Below are 20,429 nucleotides of genomic sequence, written 5' to 3' on the forward strand. Positions count from 1 at the left end.
CAAATTTAAACCGATTCGTTAAAGATCTCACGCTAAACTAAAAAGCATCGCCTCAAATTAAGAGACGATGTTTAAAAACGGATGGATTACATAACATCAATTTGCTTTGCAGGTTTAAAACTTAATGCTCGACTAGTTGATCAACTGATACGCTGATTTTTTCCTCGGGGTTGTCTAATGGGTGTATCGTTGCTAATTCTTGATCTTCATCGACGTGCTCAATAAAAACCTTCTGACCTTGATAAGTAACATGCACCATATCAGGTATCATCACAATTTCTTGGGCTCTTACAGCATCCATATTTTCAACTCCTTTAGTTTAATCATTAATAATATTGACTAATCAAATAAAAACATACTTGATTATAGTTGTTCTTTATTGCAGGTGTAATTCAGAATAAGCTATAATAGTGTAACTATTGAATTGAAATTATTTTCATGAAATAGTAAATTAAAGACTATTGTAAAAATAATATACATAATATTTTCATCAAGAGGGAAGTAACAAATTGGCGATTGGTTTGAATTTTCTTTCAAAGGGAAGAATAACTTTAAGACAAAGATGCTTTTAATGAAAGGAGGGTTATAATGCGGGAACGACATGACAATATAGTTCTATTTCCTAAACAAAAGAAAAATCTTGAGGAAAAAGCTTTTCATGCAATGCACGAACGAAATTATGAAAAAGCGATCGATTACTTTCAAGAGCTGCTAGACTTCGGAATTACTGATCAAGCGATATTGTTAGGGAAATTGACGAGCTTAATTGAACTGGGAAGACAAGATGAAGCTGAAGAGCTATGTGAAGACTTAATCGCAAGAAAAGATGAACATTACTTTTCATACATAAATGTATACGCCACTTTGTTGTTTCAATTTCATAAACATAAAGATGTAGCAAAATTATTGGAAGAGACTTTAAGCACTGAAAAAATTCCTTCTATATTAAGAAGTCAGTTTGAAAAATTATATGAAGTAAATCGTCCATTAGTAAATGAACAAATTGAACAAGAAGAAAAAATTACAAAACGTGAATTAATTGAGGCTTTTCAGGCGAATGACAGTTTAGCACAGTGGCATTTAGTTAATCATTTACAAAATGCTGATATCACACCTTACATATCATTGTTCGAAAAAATGTTGATAGATCAGAAAGTAAACCCAGTGATAAAAACAGTCATTGTAGGCTTGTTACAAGCAAAATCAATTGATCAATCGTTTAAAGTGATTAAATTTAATACTGAGGTAGAAATTAATCCTAGTACGTTTCCATTTAAAAACGATCACCCGTTTCGAATTGCCTTCGGGGAAGTAATGGAAGAGTATGAACAACAAAATCCAACTTTTTATCAATTGTGTGAACAATTAATTGATCGCTTTTTCTATGTATTGTATCCACTAACGCCGAAAATGTCTGATTTAATGTTAACTAGAGATGCCATGATTGCAATCGTCGAGAGTTCGTTTGAATCCAAATCTCAACTGACAGAAGAATATTACTCAAAAGAGATATTGACGATGGCAAATCAAATTATCGAACTAGAAAAAATCTACTTTTCAATAATAGAAGAATGAAGAATATAATCTGAAAATGACCTAAATCTTTGTTAATTCTAATTGTTGAATCGCAACATGTTTGTGGTATAATGGAATGGTTGTAATTTGCGTTCGGAATCGTCTCATTTTGTAGAACCATGAATGAACGGCAAATAGAATTTATATACGTATTAATGGAGGGAATAAGAATGACAGCTACATGGGAGAAAAAAGAAGGTAATCTAGGAACCCTAACTGTTGAAGTTTCAGCAGATAAATTTAATGAAGCATTAGACCAAGCATTCAAAAAGGTAGTTAAGGATGTACAATTACCTGGTTTCCGTAAAGGAAGAGTTCCACGAGGACTATTCGAACAACGTTTTGGCGTTGAATCATTGTATCAAGATGCAGTTGATATTGTTTTACCAGAAGCTTACACAACTGCCGTAGAAGAAACAGGAATTTCACCTGTAGATCAACCATCAATTGATATTACTCAAATTGAAAGAGGTCAACCACTAATCTTTACAGCAGAAGTAACTGTAAAACCAGAAGTAAAATTAGGTGACTATAAAGGCCTTGAAGTAGAAGAAGAAGACACTACAGTAACTGACGAAGATGTTAATGCTGAAATCGAAAAAGAGCGTCAACGTCTAGCAGAATTAGTTGTAAAAGAAGAAGGAACTGTTGAAGAAGGCGACACAGTTGTTATCGACTTTGAAGGCTTTATCGGTGATGAAGCATTTGAAGGTGGAGCAGGTAAAAACCACTCACTAGAAATTGGCTCAGGTTCATTTATTCCAGGATTTGAAGATCAATTAATCGGTAAAGAAAACAATGCTGAGACAGAAGTAAATGTTACTTTCCCAGAAAATTATCACGCTGAAGACCTAGCTGGTAAAGAAGCAGTTTTCAAAGTAACAATTCATGAAATTAAAGCTAAAGAATTACCAGAATTAGATGATGAGTTTGCTAAAGATGTTGATGAAGACGTTGAAACATTAGCAGAACTTACTGAAAAAATTAAAGAACGCCTAGAAAATCAAAAGAAAACAACTGCTGAGAACAAAAAACGCGAATCATTAATTAATCAAGCTTCTGAAAATGCAGAAATCGACATTCCAGAAGTTATGATTGAAAATGAAGTTGACCGTATGTTACGTGAATTCGAACAACGCATTCAACAACAAGGTATGACTCTTGAAATGTATACACAATTCTCAGGTCAAGATGAAGACCAACTTAAAGAGCAAATGCGTGAAGATGCAGGCAAACGTGTTCAAACAAACCTTGTTTTAGAAGCTATCTATGAGCAAGAAGGTTTAGAAGTTACTGATGAAGACGTTGAAAAAGAATTTGAATCAATGGCTAACATGTACAAAATGGAAGTTGAGCAAATTAAACAAATGCTTGGCGGAAATGTTGACATGTTAAAAGAAGATCTAAAATTCACTAAAGCAATTGATTTCTTATTAGAAAATAGCAAAGTTAAATAATTTATAAAAACAGAGAAAACAAGGAGCAACAACTCCTTGTTTTCTCTAACTCATAATAAATATACTTACATAAGTGACACCCTAATACTTTTCACTACGTTTTTTTACATACATATGTTATTATACACAGACTTTCTTTAATTCGTTTAAGCTTTTATCAATTGGGAAAGACTAAAATAAGGACAAGAAGAGTAAATATTTTAAATCTGTTTTCTTATTTGTTATGATAAGTTAAAGCTAAAATCTAAACTTTGGAAATATAAAAATAGAGAATCAAGATTGTCTATCCAATAATAGTGAAGGTTAGTTTCTATAGAGAGGTGAAGAATTTTGTATAAGTTTAATGAAGATAAAGGACAACTTAAATGTTCTTTTTGTGGTAAAACTCAGGAACAAGTTCGTAAGCTAGTAGCTGGACCTGGTGTTTATATTTGTGATGAATGTATCGATCTTTGTGCTGAAATAGTTGAAGAAGAGCTAGGCATCGATCAAGATATTGAATTTACTGATGTACCCAAACCACAAGATATTGCTGCAATTTTAGATGAATATGTAATCGGCCAAAATAAAGCGAAAAAGAGCTTATCAGTAGCTGTTTACAATCACTATAAACGTATTAATACATTAGATCATCGAGACGATGTGGAATTATCAAAAAGTAACATTGCCATGATCGGACCAACGGGTAGTGGTAAAACATTACTTGCCCAAACTTTAGCGAGAATTTTAAATGTTCCATTTGCTATTGCTGATGCGACATCACTAACAGAAGCAGGTTATGTTGGTGAAGACGTTGAGAACATTTTACTTAAATTGATTCAAGCAGCTGATTATGATATTGAAAAAGCTGAAAAAGGTATTATCTATATTGATGAAATTGATAAAGTCGCACGAAAATCAGAAAACCCATCAATTACTCGAGATGTATCAGGTGAAGGGGTACAACAAGCGCTCTTGAAAATTCTTGAAGGTACAACAGCAAGCGTTCCGCCACAAGGGGGACGTAAGCATCCGCACCAAGAGTTTATTCAAATTGATACAACGAACATCCTATTTATCGTTGGTGGGGCATTTGATGGTATCGACCAAATCGTTAAAAGCCGTCTAGGTAAAAAGGTTATCGGTTTTGATGCAGAGGCTTCTGAAAGTGAATTGACAAAAGCTGAATTACTACAAAAAGTGCTACCAGAAGACTTACTGAAGTTCGGTTTAATCCCTGAGTTTATTGGACGATTACCGGTTATTTCGAGCTTAGAGCCGCTTGATCAAGATGCATTGGTTCAAATTTTAATAAAGCCTAAGAATGCACTTGTTAAGCAATATCAACGTTTATTCCAAATGGATAATGTTGAATTAGAATTTGACCAAGAGGCACTTGAAGCAATTGCAGAAAAAGCAATGGAAAGAAAAACAGGTGCACGTGGTCTACGTTCAATTATTGAAACAATCATGTTAGATGTGATGTTTGAATTACCATCACGATCAGATATTAAAAAGTGTATCATTACTAAAGGAACAATTGATACTGAAAATGGTCGTCCAACTTTAATCACGCAAGATGGCACAATTGTTTCAGAAGAAAAACCAAAAGAAAGTGCTTAATTAATGTTAAAAAATCCCTTGTTGTGATAAAGCAAGGGATTTTCCTTTCTAGCTTGACCAATAGATGGAGGTTATCAAAATGAGTGAAGCAAGCCGATTAACGATCCCGTTACTTCCATTAAGAGGGATGGTTGTATTTCCAACAGTTGTGATGCATTTAGATGTTGGTAGAAAAGCGTCTGTAGAAGCGCTTGAGATGGCTATGATGGAACAAAGACAAATCTTACTTGTTTCTCAGAAGGAAAGTGCGATTCAAGAGCCGAAGAAAGAAGATTTAAATTCAATTGGAACAGTATCATATGTAAAACAAATGCTTAAATTACCAAACGGAACAGTTCGAGTTTTAGTAGAAGGTACAAGTAGAGCTAGAGTTTTATCATATAAACAAGAATTGCCGTATATGTCAGTAGAAGCTGAAACTCTGCCGGATTTACCATTATTGGATGAACCGAAGCGGATTGCTTTAGTACGAACATTAATGTCACAATTTAAAAAATACGTGGGCTTATCAAAAAAACTCTCCACTGAGACATATAGTAGTTTGATGGATATTGATGATTTATCACGCTTAACTGATGTGATTAGCTCACATTTACCATTAAAATCTACAATTAAACAGCAATTATTAGAGACGATAGAGGTAGAAGTACGAGCGCAAGACTTAATTGAGTTAATTTCAAATGAACAAGAAGTCCTTCGACTTGAACAAAAAATTGATCGCCGTGTGAAGAAATCGATTGAGCAAACACAGAAGGAATATTATTTACGTGAACAAATGAAAGCGATCCAAAAAGAATTAGGTTCTCGAGATGGGAAGTCTGGTGAGATTGCTGATCTACAAGAAAAAATCGAACAAAGTGGAATGCCAGATCGGGTCTTAAAAGTCGCAATGAAAGAGCTCGACCGTTATGAGCGAATTCCACAAACATCTGCGGAAAGCTCAGTAATAAGGAATTATTTAGATTGGTTAATTTCATTACCTTGGACTGAAGAAACAGAAGACGATCTAGATATTAACCGCGCAACGAGTATCTTAAATGAAGATCACTATGGTTTAGAGAAAGTTAAAGAACGTGTCTTAGAGCACTTAGCTGTTCAGCAGTTAACAAATAGTTTGCGCGGTCCTATATTGTGTTTAGTTGGTCCGCCAGGTGTAGGAAAGACATCACTCGCGAAATCTATTGCCCGGGCAATTAATCGTCGTTTTATTCGGATCTCACTAGGTGGTGTCCGTGATGAAGCTGAAATTAGAGGACACCGTAGAACGTATGTTGGTGCAATGCCAGGTCGGATTATTCAAGGTATGAAAAAAGCAGGAACGATAAATCCGGTTATCTTGTTAGATGAGATTGATAAGATGACCAATGATTTTCGTGGTGATCCTTCTGCGGCTATGCTTGAGGTACTAGACCCGGAACAGAATCATCAGTTTAGTGATCACTTTATTGAAGAATCGTATGATTTAAGTAATGTCATGTTTATTGCTACAGCGAATAATTTACAGACGATTCCAGCACCTCTTCTTGATCGAATGGAGATTATTTCAATTGCTGGTTATACTGAAGTAGAGAAATTACACATTGCTAAGGAGCATTTGATTCCGAAACAAATAGCTGCACATGGATTAACAAAAGGGCAACTGCAAATTCGTGATGAAGCGATTACACAGTTAATTCGTCGTTATTCCCGAGAAGCAGGCGTTCGTCAATTAGAGAGACAAGTCGCATCTGTTTGCCGCAAAGCAACTAAACTATATGTATCAGAAGAGAAAAAACGTATTATCGTTACGAAAAAACAGTTAGAAAATTTATTAGGTAAACCGATCTATCGTTATGGTATGATGGAAACTGAAGATCAAGTTGGTGCTGCAACAGGTTTAGCATATACAGCTGCAGGTGGCGATACATTATCGATTGAAGTGAGTATTGTTCCAGGTAAAGGTAAGCTTGCTTTGACAGGTAAATTAGGTGACGTGATGAAAGAATCTGCACAAGCAGCTTTAAGTTATGTTAGATCACGAACAACGGAACTTTCAATTGATCCTGATTTTTATCAAACCCATGATATCCATATTCACGTTCCTGAAGGGGCAACACCTAAAGATGGTCCGTCAGCAGGTATTACAATTGCAACGGCGCTTGTCTCAAGTTTAACGAACCGACCAGTTAGACGTGAAGTTGGTATGACAGGTGAAATTACGCTTAGAGGTCGTGTATTGCCAATAGGTGGGCTAAAGGAAAAAGCTTTAAGTGCACATCGAGCTGGACTTTCAACAATAATTTTACCAAAAGATAATGAAAAGGACTTAGTCGACATTCCAGACAGTGTTCGTAAGAGTCTTGACTTTATTCCAGTGAGTCATCTAGATCAAGTATTAGAACACGCACTTAAGGAGGTGTAGAATGAAAGTAACACAATCAGAATTTACAATTAGCGCGGTCTCACCAAATCAATATCCAACTGAAAACTTACCTGAAATCGCACTAGCAGGTCGTTCTAATGTTGGGAAGTCATCATTTATAAACAAAATGATCAATCGAAAAGCTTTAGCAAGAACTTCTTCAAAACCAGGAAAAACCCAAACATTAAATTATTATTTAATTAATGAATTCTTTTATTTTGTTGACGTTCCTGGATATGGTTATGCGAAAGTTTCTAAAACAGAGCGTGAAGCTTGGGGTAAAATGATGGAAACCTATTTCTCTGAACGTGAACCGCTTCGCGCAACGATTTTAGTCGTTGATATTAGACATAAACCTACAAATGATGACGTGATGATGTATGATTTCTTAAAACATTACGACATTCCAGTCATTATCATCGCAACGAAATTAGATAAAATTAAAAAAGGACAAGTTAACAAGCAAGTGAAGTTAATTAAAGAAACTTTATCAATCGAACCAGGAGATCAAGTTATCCCATTTTCATCCGAAACAGCACAGGGGAAAGAAGCAGCCTGGAACGCGATTCAAGCATATTTAGCATAAAAACGTCTAGCTTGTAAAAAGTTTTAGTTGATATTGCTGAGAGTAGCAATATAAATTAAACTCTTTAAAAACTATCCTTCAAGCAATTTTAAAATCCAATGCAAATAAAAACAGGAATCTAGTATTAAACTGGATTCCTGTTTTTATATTTTAGCTGTATTTTAGACTTATCGTTTTTTAAATAATAAATAAACACCAAATACAATTAAGCCAACTGGCCAGTAATCCTCGAGAACTTTGATCAATACATCAACAGAATCAGAAAATGGATTATTTGTAAGTGAAATGATCATAAATAAACCAATCAATAATAAAAATAAACCAGGATATAGTCCTGTTTTTGTTTTCTGATAACGCAAAAGAAATGCAATCCCAAGGATTACTGCATAGACACTCCAATGATCAAGCCAATTAGGGTACAGTGTCAGTGCATGGTAGTGAATACCGAATCCTAATGCAAGAATACTAGGAAAAAGCTTATCATAATCTCGCTTTAAGTAACTATGTATGAGTAAACTAATTCCGAAAATAATTAATAAGCTTGGCCAAGTTGTTAAAGGTTCAAGAAATGGGATAGATAATTGCTCTAATAAATAGTAAAAACCAATCCCAATTAATAAGTAAGCAACCATACTGTTTTGTTTACGCAAGTTAATCACCTAACTTTTTTTAAGGATTTTTCCAAACTGATGGGGTTAATCATCGTATATTTTACCAGATTGATAGTAATTTGCCCAATTAGTTAAAATATAAGATTCATATTTTTATTAAGAAAATCAGCTTTTGATAGGGATGATAAGCATATTATTGTGTAAAAATCATATATCTGATATAGAAGACGTGTACTGTTGTAATGATTGATAATACTACATTCCGATTAAATTATATTTAATTTGTTGTAAACATCCTCGACGTCTTTAAGCTGAGAAATGAACGTATTCTGACTTAAATCGGAACTGCGGAATTTTTAAAGAAGGAGGAAGGGTGATGGCAGATAAAGAAGTAAGGCCATTTCATTTTGATTTAACTGAAACGTTATATTTTCATAGAAATGAAGGCGTCTCAGAAATGTTAGGAATTGGACTTGATCCGGAGATTACAATTGAATCACATCCAGATTATGTGTCAATTCGTGGAATTATTGCATTAACAGGAGAGTATTTACCTGTATTTGTTGATGATGATCGAGATGTTGAAGATGAAGAGGAAATTCAAGCGCGTTACTTTAAGCGAGTAGAGCGTGATGAGGACGGCATTTGTGATTTTCTTCATCATTTTCCAATTGATATCTCGATCCCTCATGAGCGAATTCGTCAGCTATCAGACTTAACTGTAAGTGTGGATCACTTTGATTACAAAATTCCAGATCCTCGAAAAATGATATTGGAGGCTACGATTGAGATAGGTGGTCTTGAATATGATCGACAGGTTGAAACAGAAGAACCATTAGATGAGGTAATTGAAGAAGTTATCGAAGCAGTCGATGAAGTTACTGAAGAAGATGAGCGTGTTGAATTCGATCTAAAAATTAAGGAAGAAGAGCCAGAGCCTGTAGAAGAGGAAGAAATAGATGTAAAAGAGGAAAAAGTAGAAGTTGAAGAAAAGGTTCTGCCATTTAAACCTCGTGAAGAAGTCAAACCAGAAGTGAGTGTCACGGTAGATAAAAAAGAGGAAGTACTAGAAGAAGCGCGTACAGCATCGTTTGATGATGAATTTGATAGTGATGATGTTGAACAAGAAGAAGAACGTATTGAGCATCCAACATACTTACTTGATTTATTTGAACAACCTGATGAAGCTGAAGAACGCTTCTCCCAATTAAAGATTTACATTGTACAGAATGATGATACGTTAGAAAGCATTTCAGAAAAATATCAAGTAAATTTAACGAAATTACAACGAATTAATCGTCTTGATACGACTGATGTTAATCAAGGGCAAATTTTATACATTCCTAATTAAATATAAGAAAAATAAGTGTGGAAATTATTTTCGACACTTATTTTAATGGATTTATATTGTATTAATTAAATTAGATCTAAGTATATTAGCATATATACCCCAATAAAAATGCCTAATAGTACAATATCTAATAATGAAGGGAATAGAATTGCACGAACGATTTGTACAATTGTGATTGGAACTAAACTTTTCTCGATAATTATGAGATACTCACGGTATTCTGGTGGGATTCTGAAACGTCTGTTACGAAACATTTTCTCACCCTTTCATTGACCTAATGGTGTATTATATGCATGAATGACCGGATGTTATCACTTTTTTGAGTTAGTATATTGACTTTTCATGTGGTTATTGGATAAAATAACTGTTAGATTACAAATTAACTAATAACGATGAAGAGGAAGAGTATGCGAATAAAGCTTTTAGAGAGGAAATCAAATGCTGAAAGATTTCTAAGTCATTTATCGCAGAAGGTAGCCTTGGATGTTGTTTAGCTGAACGTCTCTGATCAGTAGGTTAAACCGGTTTAAAACCGTTATCAATCAATTGAGTGTACAGCTTATTTATGCTGTAAACAAAGGTGGTACCACGGAATGATCAACCCAATTCGTCCTTTTTCTATATGGATGAGTTGGGTTTTTTAATGAAAAAAATTGAAGTGTTTAATTAATAGGAGGAATAGCAAATGACAGAACAACATAATTTGCCACCCAAATATGATTCAGCCGCTGTTGAAAAAGGTCGTTATCAATATTGGGTAGAGGGTAAATTTTTCGAAGCAACAGGAGATCCAGATAAACAACCTTTTACAGTTATGATTCCACCGCCAAACGTAACTGGAAAACTACACATCGGTCACGCATGGGATACGACTTTACAAGATATCATTACAAGAATGAAAAGAATGCAAGGCTATGATGTCCTTTATCTACCTGGAATGGACCACGCAGGTATTGCGACACAAGCACGAGTTGAGGCGAAGTTAAGAGAAGAAGGCGTTAGTCGTTATGATTTAGGCCGTGAAAAGTTTGTTGAAAAAGCTTGGGAATGGAAGCACATTTATGCTGATCATATTCGTGAGCAATGGGAAAATCTCGGTTTAGGTTTAGATTATTCTCGAGAACGCTTTACTCTTGATGAAGGATTATCAGAAGCGGTAAAAGAAGTTTTCGTTAAATTGTATGAAGAAGGCTTAATTTATCGTGGTGAATATATTATTAACTGGGATCCATCAACACAAACGGCTCTTTCTGATATTGAAGTTATTCACGAAGAGGTACCTGGACATTTCTATCATATGAGATATCCGCTTAAAGATGGCTCTGGTTATATTGAAATAGCTACAACACGCCCAGAAACTATGTTAGGTGATACTGCGATTGCAGTCCATCCTAAAGATGAGCGATATCAACATCTAATTGGTAAGAAAGCAATTTTACCAATCGTTGGTCGTGAGATTGAGATTATTGCTGATGATTATGTTGATCGTGAATTTGGTTCTGGCGCAGTAAAAATTACACCAGCACATGATCCAAATGATTTTGAGATCGGTAACCGTCACAATTTAGAACGTATCCTCGTGATGAATGAAGATGGTACGATGAATGAAAACGCTGGTAAATATCAAGGCTTAGATCGATTTGAATGCCGTAAGCAAATTGTTAAAGATCTTCAAGAGGATGGTACGTTGTTTAAGATTGAAGAGCATGTCCATTCTGTTGGTCATTCAGAGCGAACTGGCGTTGTTGTAGAGCCATATTTATCAACACAATGGTTCGTGAAGATGAAGCCACTTGCTGAGGCAGCTGTTAACATGCAGCAAGATCCTGAGCAAAAGGTTAACTTTGTCCCAGAACGATTCGAAGGTACTTATTTACGTTGGATGGAAAACATTAGAGATTGGTGTATTTCTCGTCAATTATGGTGGGGACACCGCATCCCAGCATGGTATCATAAAGAAACAGGTGAAGTATATGTTGGTAAAGAAGCACCAGCTGATATCGAAAACTGGAAGCAAGATGAAGATGTTCTAGATACGTGGTTCTCATCTGCATTATGGCCATTCTCAACATTAAATTGGCCAGATGTAGAGAATGAAGATTTTACACGTTATTTCCCAACTGATACACTCGTTACAGGCTATGATATTATTTTCTTCTGGGTAGCGAGAATGATTTTCCAATCGAAACATTTCACTGGAAAACGTCCATTTAAAGATGTATTGATTCACGGATTAGTGCGGGATTCAGAAGGACGCAAAATGAGTAAGTCATTAAACAATGGTGTCGATCCAATGGATGTAATTGAAAAGTATGGTGCTGACTCATTACGTTACTTCTTAGCGACAGGCTCATCACCAGGCCAAGATGTTCGTTTCCAATGGGAAAAGGTTGAATCTACTTGGAACTTTATTAATAAAATTTGGAACGCTTCACGCTTTGTAATTATGAACCTTGATGGTTTAACAACAGAATCAATTGATCTTAAGGGTCAGAAAAATGTAGCTGATGAGTGGATTTTAACACGATTAAATGAAACAATTGCTCAAGTTAACCGCCATAGTGAACGTTATGATTATGGTGAGGTAGGTCGTTACCTGTATAACTTCATTTGGGATGATTTCTGTGATTGGTATATTGAAATGGCGAAAATCCCACTCTATGGAGAAGATGAGCAAGCGAAGTTAACCACAAGATCTATTCTCGTTTATGTATTAGATCAAATCTTACGTATGCTACATCCATTCATGCCATTTGTAACAGAGGAGATTTGGCAACATATTCCGCATGAAGGAGAATCGATTACTCAAGCGAGCTGGCCGAAAGTAAACGAGGAGCTTACTAATGAACAAGCTGCAACTGAAATGAAGCACCTAGTTGATATTATTCGCTCAGTAAGAAATATTCGTGCAGAAGTTGATACACCAATGTCTAAACCTGTAGATTTAGTCATTAAAGCGAATAATGAACAAATCGCTGATGAATTAAAAAATAATCAACATTATCTAGAGAAATTCTGTCATACAGGCAATTTGACAATCGCAGTTGATGCGATTGCACCAGATGAGTCAATGTCAGCAGTTGTTTCAGGCGCTGAATTGTACTTACCTCTTGCAGGGTTAATTGACTACGAAAAAGAAATTGCACGTCTTGAAGCAGAATTAGTCAAATTAAATAAAGAAGTTGACCGTGTTCAGAAGAAATTAAACAATGAGAGTTTTGTTAGTAAAGCTCCGGAAAAAATAGTCGCAGCAGAAAAAGCGAAAGAACAAGAATATTTAGAGCAACGAGAAAAAGTTGTTAATCGATTAAATGAATTAAGGAAGTAAGTGGAACTCGGCTACCCAAAAACAGGGTAGCCAGTTTTTTTTGGCTAAATTATGACTTTTGTTATATACAAAGGAAACATATTCCTTTTTTATGAGTAGTTTGGATTGCGAATTTTATGATAAACTACTATACTTAGTATGAACAAAACGTATTCACTCAATTGAGCGTTTTGTTAGCCATAATTGAGGTGAATTTATGATATCAAGGAAAAAACAAATAGCAGTATGGGGAATCTGGTTGTTTATTTGGCCACCGATCATTACAACGCTATTTTATAAATATTATCCAACGGAGACATTCGATTTATCTAATCTAGTAATCTTTATCTTATTAGCACTTACTACGGCAGTATTTCCAATTCAAATAAATAAATCGTCAATTTTTCCGATTTTCGGAGTTAGTTTAGCGGTTTATTTACTGTTTGGTTTATATATTGAAGTTATGTTTACGCAAGTTGCAGTTGTCTTTGTTATTCTTAAACTAATCAAAAATAAATGTGAACATCATCGTGTGGCATTAAATTCACTGTCTTTTTTATTTGTATCGATTTTATCAGCAGCAAGCTATCAAATTGTAGGCATATATATCCCGTATCGTCTGATGTTTTTAAATGTTAATATCATTCAGATTCTAGCTTATATGGTTACTTACTTTTTAGTTAACCAGTTGATATATTATTTGATTAAGTGTTTTTTTTATGGAAAGAAATCATCATTTTTAGATGAGGGTTTTTATTTCTTGTTGATCAGTATGACATATACTTTGCCAACAGGTATTTTAACTGTCTATCTCTATAAAATGTATGACTTACTCGGTGTTGCAATCATTGGAGTCTTGATGATTACGACATTAATTAGTTTTAAACTTTATTATCGAAGCGTTAGAACAAATCGTTACTTACAGATTGTCAATGATATGGCCAAAGAACTAGCACAGCAATTAACTAAAGGTTGTGTAGTCCATACGTATTTGGATAAATTAACAAATCACTTTTCTTTAGGTAAAATTGCGCTTTACGATCTTATTGATGAAGAGAAGTTTCAATTGACACACTTTTATGATAAGGGTAAAGTTATTGAAATTGAGGCAAATCCGTTTACGATTGATCGTCAATCATTTATCCGCGAACTCATTAATAATGATTCAAATTATGTTTATTACAGACGGGCTAAGGAATGGCAGTTTTATAATTTACCAGATTTAAATAAAACGGGCGAAAGTTTACTAGCGATGCCGATTAAACGTGATAATCAAGTCATTGCGATCTTAATAATTATTAAAAACAAACGAGATGCTTTTGAAGAAAGTCTCATTTCAACCCTTTCAGTTATCAATACTTATTTCGGAATTGCGTTAGGAAATGCTAGATATTATGAGGAAATTAGAAAAGATAGTAAAACTGATCACTTAACAGGCTTACCTAATTTAAGACACTTTGAATATGATCTTAGAAATTATCAAAATCATTTGGCAACGACAATTAACTTTACTGTAAATACATCAATAATTATTCTCGATCTTGATCACTTTAAAAAGATAAATGATCAATACGGACATGAGTGTGGCAATGAATTATTAATTAAAGTCGCAGAATTATTAGATTTATTTTTTACAAATAAGGGAACAGTTTATCGGTATGGTGGTGAGGAATTTATTATTTTCTTACCAAATTATTCACATGAGAGTACATTAGATTTGGCAGAGCGAATTAGAAAGCAGCTTGAACAGACTGAATTTATATGTCATAACTATATGGTATTAAATCGTCCTGAAATTTCGTTAAAAATGACAGCAAGCCTTGGAGTCGCAAGTTATCCAGAAAAAACGGATGACATTAATGAATTACTCCGCATTGCCGATCGTGCGATGTATCTAGGGGCAAAACGAGAAGGTCGAAATAAAGTAGCGGCGTATCAGTCTTAAACTTAGTTTATGAATAAACTTTTAATCCTTGAGTCTATCAGCTACAATTTAGTTAGATAGTAGAGAGCAAAGGAGTTGACGAGTATGTTTTCTTCACTCGAAGCATTGGATCAGTTTTTTGAAGCGCGTGAAACGGTTGGTATTAAGCCAGGGTTAGATCGAATGGAGCAATTATTAAACGATGTGCAAAATCCGCAACTTAAAGTACCTATGATTCATGTTGCAGGAACAAATGGTAAAGGGTCAACAGTCACATATTTAGCATCAATTTTACAAGAAGCGGGTTATCAAGTAGGGACATTTACTTCACCTAGTTTAACTAATCGACAAGCAATGATTCAGCTAAATGGTGAACCGATTTCAGATGAAGTGTTATTATCGTATGCTAATCAACTTGCACCTGAATTAACGAAATTAGATCAAGAAAACAATCCTGCAAGTCTCTTTGAAATAATTGTCGCGATTGCATTTATGTTTTTCGCCGATCATTCAAGTATTGCAGTAGTTGAGACAGGCATGGGTGGATTAGAGGATGCGACAAACTTAGTCGATCCAATTGTTTCAATTATTACATCAATTGGATATGATCACACAGCCTTTCTTGGCGAGACAATTGCAGATATTGCTAAGCACAAGGCTGGGATTATTAAGCCTAATAAACCAATTATCGTAGGGAAGATGGTTCCTGAAGCAGCAGAGGTTATTAAAGAAGTATCAATAGCGAATCATGCACCACTTCATCAACTAGGTACTGATTTTCAAGTGATATGGATTGAAAATCGACCATACTATAAAGATGAGAATCAAACGATTCCACTAAGGCTACGATTGTTAGGTGAACACCAATTCTTAAATACCGCGCTTGCGATAAAAACCATTGCGCTATTAAATGAAATGAATCGACCTATTTCTAAAGAACAAATAAAGCTTGGCATTAGGCAAGCTCATTTACCAGCTAGATTCGAGCAAATTTCGGATCATCCAGTTATTATTATTGATGGCGCGCATAATTTAGAAAGTATTCAAGCCTTTCTTGATACGGTGAATAAGTTATATAAGAACGTAGAGAAACACTTAATTTTTGCAGCGTTTAGAGATAAGCCGATTAAGGAAATGCTAACAGCGCTTGAACCACATTTTGATCAGATGAGTATCACGACATTTGAACACGCGCGTGCAGCATCAGCAGATCAGCTCTTTAACATCTCCAATCATCAAAACAAGCAAAAGTTTGATGATTGGAAAGAGTTACTAAATAGTGTTCGTCAAGATAAGTTAACGAAAAAAGTGACTTTTGTCGTTGGTTCACTTGATTTTGTTGGTAAAGTTAGGGAATATTTTAAGTAAATAGACTTGATTCTTCCATAAAAAACAATTATACTAAAATTTAAGCAAACACAATCGACGAATACAACATGATAATATTGACGAAATGGTTACCAAGAAATTTATGACATCATTATAGATAGATGCAGATAAATTTATCTTACGGTAACCTTTTTCTTTTATATAAAGGAATTGATGCCATGATAAAAAATAACACTATTAACAACCAAGATGGTCTAACCTTAGTAGAATTACTAGGGTCTATTGTTATTTTATCGATTATAGTTGTATCTTTTTTAGCTTTCTTTATTCAATCAGCGAAAACAACAAAGGTGTCAGAGGATATTATTGATGCCTCATATATTGCTCAGCAAGAGTTAGAAGCAATTTATCATTTATCGACTGATCAAGGCGTTGATCAGCTCGTATCATATTTGCAAGCGCAAGGTTACACTCACCTTCGATCTGGCGAAACTCACGAATTTTCTATTCACATAGATACATATCGTGTCGATGTAAAACTTTATCCCGTTTATCATGATAGTGGAGATGTGATTGAAGATTTACACACGCTTTTAGTGAAGGTGTTTGATTCAGAGAATAGGCAGAGTGCCCAAATGGAAACAAAATTCTTTTTTAACGAGGTAGAGGTTGATGAGGGATAATCAGCATGGGATAACATTAGTTGAATTATTAGGTGTGCTGGCGATTTTATCAATCATTTTACTCCTAATCGGATCAGCACATATATTCGGTCAAAAGCAATTAGTTTATCAAACTGATGAAGTAAATCAACAAAATGACGTTAGACTAGTCGTAAGTCAATTAACAACGGATTTTCGATCAACGACGGCAGATAAGTATATTGAGGATGCTGAGGGTTATCATTTAGGCTCACATGTTTACAAGTTCAATGAATCTTCGGTTTTCCGTAATGGGGAAAAGTTAAGTGATAATATTGCTAGATTTGAGTTAGCGCCAATCAAAGATGATGCAGATGTTTTAGTCGGTGTCGATATTGTTATAGAGAGTCTGTTAGGTGGTCAAGGTTCTCAAACGACAGTTGAAACAGCTATATACTTTAGAAAGTAGGTGAGTGAGGTATGTTCAGATCCATCCAGCGGAAGCAAATATTTAATAGTGAGTCAGGCGTTAGTTTAATCGTAGCTGTGATGACTTTATTTGTATTGTCCATTATTGGGGTAACTATCGCAACTGTTACTTTTGCAAATATTAAGCTATCAACTACAGATCGGGAGTATCAATCGACTTATTACATCGCTGAAGCAGGTGTGAATCAAACCTACGCTGAAATAAAGGACTTAATTATCTCAAGCTATAACAATACCAATACTGAAGTTGACTTCTACGCTGCAGTTGAACCTGTTTTATTGGCAGATATAAATAATTCTGTCCTTACTAATTTTGAACCTAGTTTTGGCGAGAAACCTACAGCTAATATTTCTATTACGAAAATTGATGATGGAAACCCACGGACTTATCGGATAAGTTCTGAAGGACAAATTGGTGAACGTCACCGAACAGTATCAAAGGAATTCACTGTAAATTGGATACCTAAAGCTGGTGGAGGTACACCGATGCCTGCTCTTCCAGAAGGCGTCGCCGCGATCATTAAAAATAATGTTAATTTAAGTGGTAGTGGTACGATTGATGGTGACCTATATTTAGATACAGAGCTAAATAATCGAATTAAAGTAGATGGTGGTGCAGGGATAACGGGTGATATATATGTAAAGGATCCGAATAATGATGCGATTTTTGATATGCCTGACTGGATGACAAAACCAACGCTCAATTACTTTGGTTTCGAATTTGATTGGGAGAAACTAGAGCGATTTTTCGATAGTTTTCCTACTGCTCCTTCATTACCATTACATGAAGATGTTAAGATTGTTGCTGGTAGTAATCAACACGACGTAATTAAAAATGGTAATCTATACATTAATAACTATTTGATAAGGGATGAAAATTTTGTCCTTAACTTAGATCAGAATTATCATTTCAATCGTGCAACATTTGGTGGTAACTACACATTGAAAATTAATATTGGAAATAGTGATCGGGTATTAGTTTTTGATGAACTTCATTTAACTAATGGTCACATTGAAATTATCGGTACGGGTAATCTCACCATCTTTGTTAAGAATGAGCTTAAATTCGGTTCAAGACCTAGATTGAATTTTGGTGGTAGAACAGATCAACTAACGATTTATTATGAAGGAGCAGAAAAAGTAGATTTTACAACAGTGGATATCAATGCGAATATTTTAGTTAAACGTGCTGATGTTACTTATGGCGCAGGTGGAGGTAGAGAAGGGCTATTAGTCAGTGGTGGTAACTATGTCTCTGTTGCTAATGGAGCAGAAATGGATTCAATTATTGTTGCTCCATTTGCTAAAGTTCATCTTTCAGGTAATAAAACTTTAGGCGTTGTCATAGCTGAAGAATTAGAAATAACCGGTGGTACAAAATTAGAATACAAGCAAGTTGATACGTCAAAATTCCCATTCGACTTCATTACAGTACCGAACGAGCCTTCTAATCCAGGCAGTGGAGATAGTGGAGATCTATTAATACCAAAACCAAATATAGAATAATTTAATTAAAGGGGGTTAAACAATGGCTACTCGACAAAAGCGTAAGCTTGGTGATATTTTAAAAGAGGCTAATCTGATTACAGAAGCTGAGATTCTTGAAGCTTTAGAGAAAAAGAAGGATCGCCAGAAATTAGGTGACGCGCTAGTTGAACAAGGGTACATTACTGAAAAGCAATTAATTGAAGTATTAGAGATCCAGTTAGGAATTGCCACTATATCTTTATATCGCTATCCAATTGATGAGCAATTGGTTGAATTAGTTCCAAAAGAAGTTGCGCGTTCAAATATTTTAATTCCACTTGAGTTACAGGATCATACGTTAACCGTAGCAATGAATGATCCATTAGACTATTTTGCTATTGATGATTTAGAACTATTAACTAGCTATAATGTCAAACCAGTAATGGCGACAAAAGAAGATATTTTACAAGCAATTAATAAATATTATGATAAAGGAAAAATTGATCAAAATGATGATGACCAAGCACCAGCAATTCAAATTTTAGATCAAATCCTTCAAACGGGTGTAACTTTAAGAGCAAGTGATGTTCACTTAGATCCAACTGAGGCGAATGTAAATGTTCGGTATCGTGTTGATGGCACACTTCGTAGTGATCGTACCCTCCCTAAACGAATTCAAAATGCGTTAATTGCTCGCGTGAAAATCTTAGCCAATTTAAACATAACTGAAACGCGTTTACCTCAAGATGGTCGAATTCGTATGGTTATTGATGGAAAGCCGATTGATCTACGTGTTTCAACGCTACCTACTGTATTTGGCGAAAAAGTCGTTATCCGAATTCTCGATCTAACGAATATTTTTAAAAAACTAACAGAATTAGATTTTAATCAAAAAACGCTTGAGCAATATTCAGAAATCATTAAGCGTCCTTCAGGATTAATTTTATTAACGGGTCCAACAGGGTCAGGAAAAACAACAACACTTTATGGCTCAATTAATGAACTCAATCAAGAAGGTGTTAATATTATTACAGTTGAAGATCCAGTAGAGTATCAACTTGAAGGAATTAATCAAGTACAGGTTAATTCAAATGTAGGCTTAACTTTCGCGGCAGGATTACGTTCAATTTTAAGACAAGACCCTAACATTATAATGGTTGGTGAAATTCGAGACAAAGAAACGGCAGAAATCGCAATTCGTTCATCTCTGACAGGTCACTTAGTATTCAGTACTTTACATACTAATAGTGCGATTGATGCCATTCCACGATTATTTGATATGGGGATTGAACCGTACTTGGTCGTTTCATCATTAACAGGGGTTATGGCACAGCGTTTAGTGAAAAAGATATGTAAAGATTGTAAAACAACACGCCCAGCTGCTCCATTAGAAGCCGAGATATTCGAAAAACGAGGTATTGAAATTAGTGTGCTATCTGAAGGAAAAGGCTGTAACAGTTGTCGTGGCACAGGTTATCGTGGAAGAATGGCCATTCATGAATTATTAATTATTGATGAAACGATTAAAAAGATGATGCTTGAACGCGTCAGTATGAGTGAAATTAAAGAACATGTAAAAGAGCAAGGAATGGCGTTCTTAATTGATGATGGCTTAGCAAAAGCTAAACAAGGCTTTACAACATTAGAAGAAGTCATGCGTGTAGCAATTGTAGAATAGGGGGACTTTGA

Annotated in this window: 16 protein-coding genes and 1 other annotated feature; of the genes, 13 read left to right on the top strand and 3 right to left on the bottom strand. The window is 34.9% G+C overall.

From position 1 onward, the window contains the following. Positions 1 to 121: 121 nt before the first annotated feature. Entirely contained in the window at positions 122 to 301 is a 180-nt protein-coding gene (locus AXY_RS05120; protein WP_015009725.1) for an H-type small acid-soluble spore protein, read from the bottom strand. Between the two features lie 287 nt (positions 302 to 588). On the opposite strand from AXY_RS05120, the gene AXY_RS05125 reads away from it, so the two are divergent. The 5 genes from AXY_RS05125 to yihA all read left to right on the top strand — a co-directional run bounded on the left by AXY_RS05125 (position 589) and on the right by yihA (position 7,621). Beyond that, positions 589 to 1,575, top strand: a complete 987-nt coding sequence (locus tag AXY_RS05125; RefSeq protein ID WP_015009726.1) for a DUF3196 family protein — start codon at positions 589 to 591, stop codon at positions 1,573 to 1,575. A gap of 170 nt (positions 1,576 to 1,745) precedes the next feature. Then, positions 1,746 to 3,032 carry a trigger factor gene (gene tig, locus AXY_RS05130; protein WP_015009727.1) on the top strand — a complete coding sequence of 429 codons (1,287 nt, stop codon included), beginning with the start codon at positions 1,746 to 1,748 and terminating at the stop codon, positions 3,030 to 3,032. Positions 3,033 to 3,362: 330 nt separating this feature from the next. Beyond that, on the top strand, positions 3,363 to 4,634 hold the full coding sequence (gene clpX, locus AXY_RS05135; RefSeq protein WP_015009728.1) for an ATP-dependent protease ATP-binding subunit ClpX: 1,272 nt from the start codon (positions 3,363 to 3,365) through the stop codon (positions 4,632 to 4,634). A 79-nt stretch (positions 4,635 to 4,713) separates the two neighbouring features. After that, positions 4,714 to 7,035, top strand: a complete 2,322-nt coding sequence (gene lon / locus AXY_RS05140) for an endopeptidase La (RefSeq protein WP_015009729.1) — start codon at positions 4,714 to 4,716, stop codon at positions 7,033 to 7,035. Position 7,036: 1 nt separating this feature from the next. Further along, positions 7,037 to 7,621, top strand: coding sequence for a ribosome biogenesis GTP-binding protein YihA/YsxC (gene yihA, locus AXY_RS05145; RefSeq protein WP_015009730.1), 585 nt, complete (start codon positions 7,037 to 7,039; stop codon positions 7,619 to 7,621). 167 nt (positions 7,622 to 7,788) lie between these two features. Here yihA and AXY_RS05150 read toward each other — a convergent pair whose 3' ends face one another. Next, a complete protein-coding gene (locus AXY_RS05150) occupies positions 7,789 to 8,271 on the bottom strand; it encodes a LiaI-LiaF-like domain-containing protein (RefSeq protein WP_015009731.1) in 483 nt (160 codons plus the stop codon). A 337-nt stretch (positions 8,272 to 8,608) separates the two neighbouring features. Here AXY_RS05150 and spoVID point away from each other — a divergent pair, with 337 nt between their 5' ends. After that, a complete protein-coding gene (gene spoVID / locus AXY_RS05155) occupies positions 8,609 to 9,583 on the top strand; it encodes a stage VI sporulation protein D (protein ID WP_015009732.1) in 975 nt (324 codons plus the stop codon). Between the two features lie 65 nt (positions 9,584 to 9,648). On the opposite strand, the gene AXY_RS05160 is transcribed toward spoVID, so the two are convergent. Next, positions 9,649 to 9,837, bottom strand: a complete 189-nt coding sequence (locus tag AXY_RS05160) for a hypothetical protein (protein WP_015009733.1) — start codon at positions 9,835 to 9,837, stop codon at positions 9,649 to 9,651. Positions 9,838 to 9,966: 129 nt separating this feature from the next. Then, positions 9,967 to 10,201, top strand: a binding site (T-box leader). 67 nt (positions 10,202 to 10,268) lie between these two features. Here AXY_RS05160 and AXY_RS05165 point away from each other — a divergent pair. The 7 genes from AXY_RS05165 (at position 10,269) to AXY_RS05195 (ending at position 20,418) form a co-directional block, all read left to right on the top strand. Beyond that, positions 10,269 to 12,911 (top strand): valine--tRNA ligase, encoded by a 2,643-nt coding sequence (locus AXY_RS05165; protein WP_015009734.1) that lies wholly within the window; start codon positions 10,269 to 10,271, stop codon positions 12,909 to 12,911. Between the two features lie 196 nt (positions 12,912 to 13,107). Then, on the top strand, positions 13,108 to 14,835 hold the full coding sequence (locus AXY_RS05170) for a sensor domain-containing diguanylate cyclase (protein WP_015009735.1): 1,728 nt from the start codon (positions 13,108 to 13,110) through the stop codon (positions 14,833 to 14,835). Positions 14,836 to 14,919: 84 nt separating this feature from the next. Then, entirely contained in the window at positions 14,920 to 16,182 is a 1,263-nt protein-coding gene (locus AXY_RS05175) for a bifunctional folylpolyglutamate synthase/dihydrofolate synthase (protein ID WP_015009736.1), read from the top strand. A 179-nt stretch (positions 16,183 to 16,361) separates the two neighbouring features. Then, on the top strand, positions 16,362 to 16,826 hold the full coding sequence (locus tag AXY_RS12260; RefSeq protein WP_015009737.1) for a prepilin-type N-terminal cleavage/methylation domain-containing protein: 465 nt from the start codon (positions 16,362 to 16,364) through the stop codon (positions 16,824 to 16,826). After that, positions 16,816 to 17,253, top strand: coding sequence for a prepilin-type N-terminal cleavage/methylation domain-containing protein (locus tag AXY_RS05185; RefSeq protein ID WP_015009738.1), 438 nt, complete (start codon positions 16,816 to 16,818; stop codon positions 17,251 to 17,253). The genes AXY_RS12260 and AXY_RS05185 overlap by 11 nt, the downstream gene beginning before the upstream one ends. An 11-nt stretch (positions 17,254 to 17,264) precedes the next feature. Beyond that, positions 17,265 to 18,779 carry a pilus assembly PilX N-terminal domain-containing protein gene (locus AXY_RS05190; protein WP_015009739.1) on the top strand — a complete coding sequence of 505 codons (1,515 nt, stop codon included), beginning with the start codon at positions 17,265 to 17,267 and terminating at the stop codon, positions 18,777 to 18,779. Positions 18,780 to 18,801: 22 nt separating this feature from the next. Then, complete coding sequence (locus AXY_RS05195; protein WP_015009740.1) at positions 18,802 to 20,418, top strand: GspE/PulE family protein; 1,617 nt, start codon at positions 18,802 to 18,804, stop codon at positions 20,416 to 20,418. Positions 20,419 to 20,429 lie beyond the last annotated feature (11 nt).

The organism is Amphibacillus xylanus NBRC 15112, assembly GCF_000307165.1.
In the GTDB taxonomy this organism is placed as follows: domain Bacteria; phylum Bacillota; class Bacilli; order Bacillales; family Amphibacillaceae; genus Amphibacillus; species Amphibacillus xylanus.

What these genes read in the sequence shown, in the direction of transcription:
- AXY_RS05190 (WP_015009739.1), top strand. Translation starts at nt 17,265, where the DNA reads ATGTTCAGATCCATCCAGCGGAAGCAAATATTTAATAGTGAGTCAGGC.
- AXY_RS05160 (WP_015009733.1), bottom strand. Translation starts at nt 9,837, where the DNA reads ATGTTTCGTAACAGACGTTTCAGAATCCCACCAGAATACCGTGAGTAT.
- AXY_RS12260 (WP_015009737.1), top strand. Translation starts at nt 16,362, where the DNA reads ATGATAAAAAATAACACTATTAACAACCAAGATGGTCTAACCTTAGTA.
- AXY_RS05170 (WP_015009735.1), top strand. Translation starts at nt 13,108, where the DNA reads ATGATATCAAGGAAAAAACAAATAGCAGTATGGGGAATCTGGTTGTTT.
- AXY_RS05195 (WP_015009740.1), top strand. Translation starts at nt 18,802, where the DNA reads ATGGCTACTCGACAAAAGCGTAAGCTTGGTGATATTTTAAAAGAGGCT.
- AXY_RS05120 (WP_015009725.1), bottom strand. Translation starts at nt 301, where the DNA reads ATGGATGCTGTAAGAGCCCAAGAAATTGTGATGATACCTGATATGGTG.
- AXY_RS05185 (WP_015009738.1), top strand. Translation starts at nt 16,816, where the DNA reads ATGAGGGATAATCAGCATGGGATAACATTAGTTGAATTATTAGGTGTG.
- AXY_RS05175 (WP_015009736.1), top strand. Translation starts at nt 14,920, where the DNA reads ATGTTTTCTTCACTCGAAGCATTGGATCAGTTTTTTGAAGCGCGTGAA.
- spoVID (WP_015009732.1), top strand. Translation starts at nt 8,609, where the DNA reads ATGGCAGATAAAGAAGTAAGGCCATTTCATTTTGATTTAACTGAAACG.
- yihA (WP_015009730.1), top strand. Translation starts at nt 7,037, where the DNA reads ATGAAAGTAACACAATCAGAATTTACAATTAGCGCGGTCTCACCAAAT.
- tig (WP_015009727.1), top strand. Translation starts at nt 1,746, where the DNA reads ATGACAGCTACATGGGAGAAAAAAGAAGGTAATCTAGGAACCCTAACT.
- lon (WP_015009729.1), top strand. Translation starts at nt 4,714, where the DNA reads ATGAGTGAAGCAAGCCGATTAACGATCCCGTTACTTCCATTAAGAGGG.
- AXY_RS05165 (WP_015009734.1), top strand. Translation starts at nt 10,269, where the DNA reads ATGACAGAACAACATAATTTGCCACCCAAATATGATTCAGCCGCTGTT.
- AXY_RS05125 (WP_015009726.1), top strand. Translation starts at nt 589, where the DNA reads ATGCGGGAACGACATGACAATATAGTTCTATTTCCTAAACAAAAGAAA.